Annotated in this window: 4 protein-coding genes and 1 pseudogene; 4 read left to right on the top strand and 1 reads right to left on the bottom strand. The window is 67.4% G+C overall.

The genetic code is table 11. The features are described 5' to 3' along the window. A pseudogene (locus Q8Q83_RS07970) lies at positions 1–353 on the bottom strand (acetyl-CoA C-acyltransferase); the annotation flags it as partial. Between the two features lie 154 nt (positions 354–507). On the opposite strand from Q8Q83_RS07970, the gene Q8Q83_RS07965 reads away from it, so the two are divergent. The 4 genes from Q8Q83_RS07965 to Q8Q83_RS07950 form a co-directional block, all read left to right on the top strand. Then, positions 508–1,863, top strand: a complete 1,356-nt coding sequence (locus Q8Q83_RS07965; RefSeq protein WP_305622658.1) for a 3-oxoacyl-ACP reductase — start codon at positions 508–510, stop codon at positions 1,861–1,863. Between the two features lie 481 nt (positions 1,864–2,344). Beyond that, a complete protein-coding gene (locus Q8Q83_RS07960; RefSeq protein ID WP_305622656.1) occupies positions 2,345–2,890 on the top strand; it encodes a heme NO-binding domain-containing protein in 546 nt (181 codons plus the stop codon). Next, positions 2,887–3,852 carry a HAMP domain-containing sensor histidine kinase gene (locus Q8Q83_RS07955; protein ID WP_305622654.1) on the top strand — a complete coding sequence of 322 codons (966 nt, stop codon included), beginning with the start codon at positions 2,887–2,889 and terminating at the stop codon, positions 3,850–3,852. Before Q8Q83_RS07960 ends, Q8Q83_RS07955 begins: the two co-directional genes overlap by 4 nt. Continuing rightward, the coding region (locus tag Q8Q83_RS07950; protein WP_305622652.1) for a bifunctional diguanylate cyclase/phosphodiesterase at positions 3,839–5,699 on the top strand (1,861 nt) is incomplete at its 3' end. The genes Q8Q83_RS07955 and Q8Q83_RS07950, both read left to right, overlap by 14 nt.

The following is a 5,699-nucleotide window of genomic DNA, read 5'->3' as shown; positions in this document are numbered from 1 at the left end:
ACCCCGCCGGCGATGCCGCATTCGATCTGCCCCAGGGCGATCTTGTTGGCCACCAGCAGGGCCGCCTCCAGGCCGGTGCCGCAGGCCTGTTGCAGGTCATAGGCCGGGGTCTCGGCGGCCAGGCGCGAGCCCAGCACGCATTCGCGGGTCAGGTTGAAATCCCGCGAATGCTTGAGCACCGCGCCGGCCACCACCTCGCCCAGGCGCTCGCCGTGCAGGTTGAAGCGCTCGATCAGGCCGTCCAGGGCGCTGGTCAGCATCTCCTGGTTGCTCGCCGTGGCGTAGAGGGTATTGGAGCGGGCGAAGGGGATGCGGTTACCGCCGATAATGGCGACGCGGCGCGGCTGGGTCATGGAGAAGTCCTTGGCTGAAAGAATGGGCCACAGGCTAGCCGATGCCTGCCGCCTGGCATTGGCCGCCTCGCCGGCGCGGCGGGCGGCGCGGTCAATTGCGCCTGGCGGCGGCCTGCGTAGAGTGGGCGCACTTTCCCTGCGCAGGAGCCGCTCCATGTCCGATCCCTATCTCGCCTTCGCCAATTCCACCGCCGGGCGCCGCCTGGTCCGCGCCCTCGGCCTGCCGGCGCCGCTGCGCCTGGAGCGCTGGCAGGCCGGGCGCAACCGGCCGGTCGACGGTGCATTGCTGCTGGGCGGCGACGGCCCCATGGCCAGCGCCGTGGCCGGCTTTGCCAACCGGCTCACGGACGCGCTGTTCGCCCCGCGCGACGGCCAACTGGAGCTGCCGCGCTGGACCGCCGAGCACGGCCCCCAGCTCAAGGCCCTGGTGTTCGACGCCAGCCAGCTGAGCCGCTTCGAGCAGCTGATCGAGCTGCGCGACTTCTTCCAGCCGGCCTTTAAGGGCCTGGGCAAATGCCCACGGGTGGTGCTGCTGGGGCGCGCGCCCGAGTCGCTAAAAGACCCGGTCGCCGCCAGCGTGCAACGTGCCCTGGAAGGCTTCAGCCGCTCCCTGGGCAAGGAAATCCGCCGCGGCGGCAGCGTGCAATTGCTGTATGTCGGCAAGGGCGGCGAGGCGCAGCTGGAAGGCGCGCTGCGCTTCTTCCTGTCGCCGAAGAGCGCCTACGTCTCAGGGCAGGTGCTGCGCCTGAATGCCTGCGGCGAACAGGTCAAGGACTGGAGCCGCCCCCTGGCCGGCAAGAAGGCGCTGGTCACCGGCGCCTCGCGGGGAATAGGTGCGGCCATAGCCGAGACCCTGGCCCGCGACGGCGCCGAGGTGGTGCTGCTGGACGTGCCGCCCGCCCAGCAAGCGCTGGATAGCCTGGCCGCGCGCCTGGGCGGACGCGGCCTGGCCCTGGATATCTGCGCCGCCGATGCCGCCAGCCAACTGGTTGCGGCCCTGCCGGAGGGCATCGATATACTGGTGCACAACGCCGGCATCACCCGCGACAAGACATTGGCGAAGATGAGCGATGAGTTCTGGAACTCGGTGATAGGCGTCAACCTCAACGCCCCGCAAGTGCTGACCCAGGCCCTGCTGGACGCCGGCACGCTGCGCGACAACGGCCGCGTGGTGCTGATCGCCTCGATCAGCGGCATCGCCGGCAATCTGGGGCAGACCAACTACGCGCTGAGCAAGGCCGGGGTGATAGGCCTGGCCCAGGCCTGGGCGCCGACCCTGGGCAAGCGTGGCATCAGCATCAACGCGGTGGCGCCGGGCTTTATCGAAACCCAGATGACCGCGGCCATTCCCCTGACCATCCGCGAGGCCGGGCGGCGGATGAACTCCATGGGCCAGGGCGGCCTGCCCCAGGACGTCGCCGAAGCCGTGGCCTGGCTCGCCCAGCCCGGTTCGGGGGCGCTCAGCGCCCAGGTCTTGCGGGTCTGCGGGCAGAGCCTATTAGGCGCTTGATCCGCAACTGCGCCGCCCGCTGCGGGTCAGTCGCCTAGACCCTAGGTGCATATACCAGGTCGGCGACATCCAGCCTACCCAGCTTGGTGGGTTATGCGGCGCGCAAATTCCGCAGTTGCTTTGCCAACCCGGCTCTGCGCCGCCCACCCGACAAAAGCTGCGCGCAACAGCTAACTGGGATATAGCCAAAAAGGCCGAGGTGGGTTGACCGCCGGCCAGCGCCGCTGGCCCAGGCTCACAGTCAGCCACCATATGCCCCGCGCCAACAGCCGCTGGGCATATGGGCGACAGCAGCGAAACGCTGATGGGCTTGCATCAGTCCTTCCGGCCAGCCAAGGCCAAAGTGAGTGAGACCTGGCGTCTGCTGGGCCTGTACCATTGATGCCCCAGACATCGATTCGAATCCGCCCGGCTGCGCGGCGTTCTATAGTGTACTGACCGGCGGCCGAGCCGACGTGTCGGCCCGAGCAAGGAGCAGCGCATGAAAGGCATAGTCTTCACCGAGTTTATGGAAATGGTCGAAGCCCGCTTCGGCCTGCAGACCCTGGACCGCATCATCGGCCAGGCGCATCTGCTCAACGACGGTGCCTATACCGCGGTGGGCACCTACGATCACCAGGAGCTGGTACAGCTGGTGGTGGCCTTGAGCGCGGCGACCCAGGTGCCCGTCCCGGACCTGATCAAGGCCTTCGGTCAGCACCTGTTCGGCCGCTTCGTCCTGAGCTACCCGAGGCTGTTCGAAGGCGTCGACTCGGCCTTCGCCTTCCTGCGCAGCATCGATCACCATATCCATGTGGAAGTGCGCAAGCTCTACCCGGACGCCGAACTGCCGTCCTTCAGCTATGAGGGTCTGGGGCCGGACAACCTGGTGATGCTCTACCAATCGCGGCGGCCCTTCGCCGATCTGGCCGAAGGGCTGATCCTCGGCTGCATCGAGCACTACGGCGAAGCCATCGAGCTGCGCCGCGAGGACCTGGAAAGCGGGGCGAACAACCGCAGCCGCTTTATCCTCACCCGTCGCTTATGAGCGAGCTCGAAGATGACGTTCGGCTGCGCCAACTGCAGCGCGAACGCAACGCGCGCAAGGCCGCCGAGACCCTGCTGGAAAGCAAGAGCCTGGAGCTCTACCTGGCCAACCAGCAGCTGCTGCAGCTCAACGCCACGCTGGAGCAGCGCGTGCACGAACGCACCCAGGAGCTGGTCGCCGCCCGCGATCAGGCGCTGGAAGCCAGCCGCATCAAGAGCCAGTTTATCGCCACCGTCAGCCACGAGCTGCGCACGCCGCTGCACGCGGTCATCAGCTACAGCGAGATGCTCCTGGAGGATCTGCAGGGTGCCGGGCTCGCGCAACAGCTGCAGGACCAGCGCAAGATCCACGGCGCCGCCCAGCACCTGCAGATACTGATCAACGAACTGCTGGATTTCACCAAGCTGGAAGCCGGCAAGGTCGACGCGGACCCCGAGGCCATCGACCTCGATGAACTGGTCGACAACCTGCTGGATACCCTGAGCCCGCTGGCGGAACAGAACGGCAACCGCCTCGAGGTGCAGCTGGCAGGCGATGCCGGCGAGCTGGTCAGCGACCGGCTGAAACTCAATCAATGCCTGTACAACCTGCTGAGCAACGCCTGCAAGTTCACCGAGCGCGGCCTGGTGCGCCTGGAGATTCGCCGCGAACGCGGCACCGACCAGGACTGGCTATGCTTCGCCGTCAGCGACAACGGCATCGGCATGGATGAGGCGCAGCTGAGCCGGTTGTTCCAGCCGTTCAGCCAGGGCGACAGCTCGATCACCCGCAAATATGGCGGCACTGGCCTGGGCCTGGCCATCTCCCGCGGCCTGTGCGAGCTGCTGGGTGGCACTATCGACGTCAGCAGCACGCCGGGCCAGGGCTCCTGCTTCCGGATGCGCATACCCGCCGTGCTGCCGACCCACCCACCAGCCCCTGAGACCGCGCCGCTCAAGGAGGATCACGATGCCTCTGCCTAGCCCGCCCCACTCGTCGCCACGCCTGCTGGTGGTGGACGACCAGGAAACCAACCGCGACATCCTCAGCCGCCGCCTGCAGCACCACGGCTATCGAGTGCAGCTCGCCGCCAGCGGCCAGGAGGCGCTGGATCTGGTCGCCGCCGCGCCGCCCGAGCTGATCCTGCTGGACATCATGATGCCCGACATGGACGGCCTGGAGGTACTCGACCGCCTGCGCCAGCAGCACAGCCTGCACGACTTGCCGATCATCATGGTCACCGCGCGCAGCCAGAGCGAGGTGATAGTCGACGCCCTGGCCCGCGGCGCCAACGACTACCTGGTCAAGCCCTTCGATTTCGCCGTGGCCCTGGCGCGGGTGCGCACCCAGCTGGCCTTCAAGCGCGCGGAACAGGCCCTCGAGGAGAGCCGCGAGTTCTACCAACTGATCGCCCACTCCAGCAACGACGGCATGTGGGACTGGAACAGGCGCAGCCGCAGCATCTACTTCTCGCCGCGGCTCAAGGCCATCCTCGGCTATGCCCAGGATGACCGCACCGAGCGCCTGGACACCTGGCTGGCGCGGGTCTACGCGGCGGATCTGGGCAAGCTCAAGGGCGCCTTCAAGGCCCATCTGGCCGGCCGCACGCCACAGTTCCAGGTCGAGGTGCGGGTGTATAACCAGGCCGGCGATTGCTGCTGGCTGCTCTGTCGCGGCCAGGGCAAGCGCGACGAACAGGGCCGCATCCTGCGCCTGGCCGGCTCCTGCACCGACCTGACCGAACGCAAGACCAGAGATGCCCTGACCAGCCTGCCCAACCGCGTGCTGTTCGACGACCGCCTGGAGCGCTGCCTGAGCCGCCGCGCGCGGCACCCGGAGACGCTGTTCGCCCTGCTGTTGATCGAGCCCGATCGCTTCCACCTGATCCACGAGAGCCTCGGCCATCACACCGCCAACCAGCTGCTGATCGGCCTGGCCCGGCGCCTGCAGCTGCAGGCCCGGCCCTCCGACACCCTGGCCTATCTCGGCGGGGTGAAATTCGCCGTGCTGATCGATAGCCTCGAACACCAGGAAGACGCCCTGCGCGTCGCCGAACGCATGCAGAAAGCCTTCGCCGAGCCGCTGTGCGACGCGGAACAGGAATTCTTCGTCACCGCCAGCATGGGCGTGGCCGCCATCGACCAGTGCCAGGGCGGCGACCTGCTGCAGGCGGCGGAGACTGCCCTGGGCCGCGCCAAGGAACGCGGCGGCAACGAATACCAGATGTTCGACTCCGCCATGCAGGTGCGGGCGGTGGCGCGCATGCGCCTGGAGCACGACTTGCGCCGCGCCCTGGAGCACCAGGAATTCGAGCTCTACTACCAACCCATAGTCGACCTGGCCAGCGCCCGCATCGCCGGCTTCGAGGCGCTGTGCCGCTGGCGCCATCCGCAGCAGGGGATGATCTCGCCCGAGCTGTTTATCCCCCTGGCCGAGAGCACCGGCCTGATCATCCCGCTGGGGCTCTGGGTATTACGCCAGGCCGTGACGCAGATTCGCGCCTGGCACCAACGCTTTCCCGCCGAGGCCGAGCTGGGCATCAGCGTCAACCTGTCGGGCAAGCAGTTCGCCCAGAAAGGCTTGCTCGAGGAAATCGCCCGCACCCTGGAGGACTCGGGCGTCGAGCACCACAGCCTGAAACTGGAGATCACCGAGAGCGCCATCATGAACGATGCGGACAGCGCCAACCTGCTGCTGGCCCGGCTCAAGGGCCTGGATATCCAGCTCAGCATCGACGACTTCGGCACCGGCTATTCCTCGCTCAGTTACCTGCACCGCTTCCCCTTCGACATCCTCAAGATCGATCGCTCCTTCGTCGGCAAGATGGATC

This window comes from Pseudomonas sp., from assembly GCF_030696055.1.
In the GTDB taxonomy this organism is placed as follows: domain Bacteria; phylum Pseudomonadota; class Gammaproteobacteria; order Pseudomonadales; family Pseudomonadaceae; genus Aquipseudomonas.
Note: the sequence above shows the minus strand (reverse complement) of the source record. Positions and strands in the feature narration are given on the sequence as shown.

Coding starts and splice junctions, on each gene's coding strand:
- Q8Q83_RS07955 (WP_305622654.1), top strand. CDS start 2,887: ATGAGCGAGCTCGAAGATGACGTTCGGCTGCGCCAACTGCAGCGCGAA.
- Q8Q83_RS07965 (WP_305622658.1), top strand. CDS start 508: ATGTCCGATCCCTATCTCGCCTTCGCCAATTCCACCGCCGGGCGCCGC.
- Q8Q83_RS07960 (WP_305622656.1), top strand. CDS start 2,345: ATGAAAGGCATAGTCTTCACCGAGTTTATGGAAATGGTCGAAGCCCGC.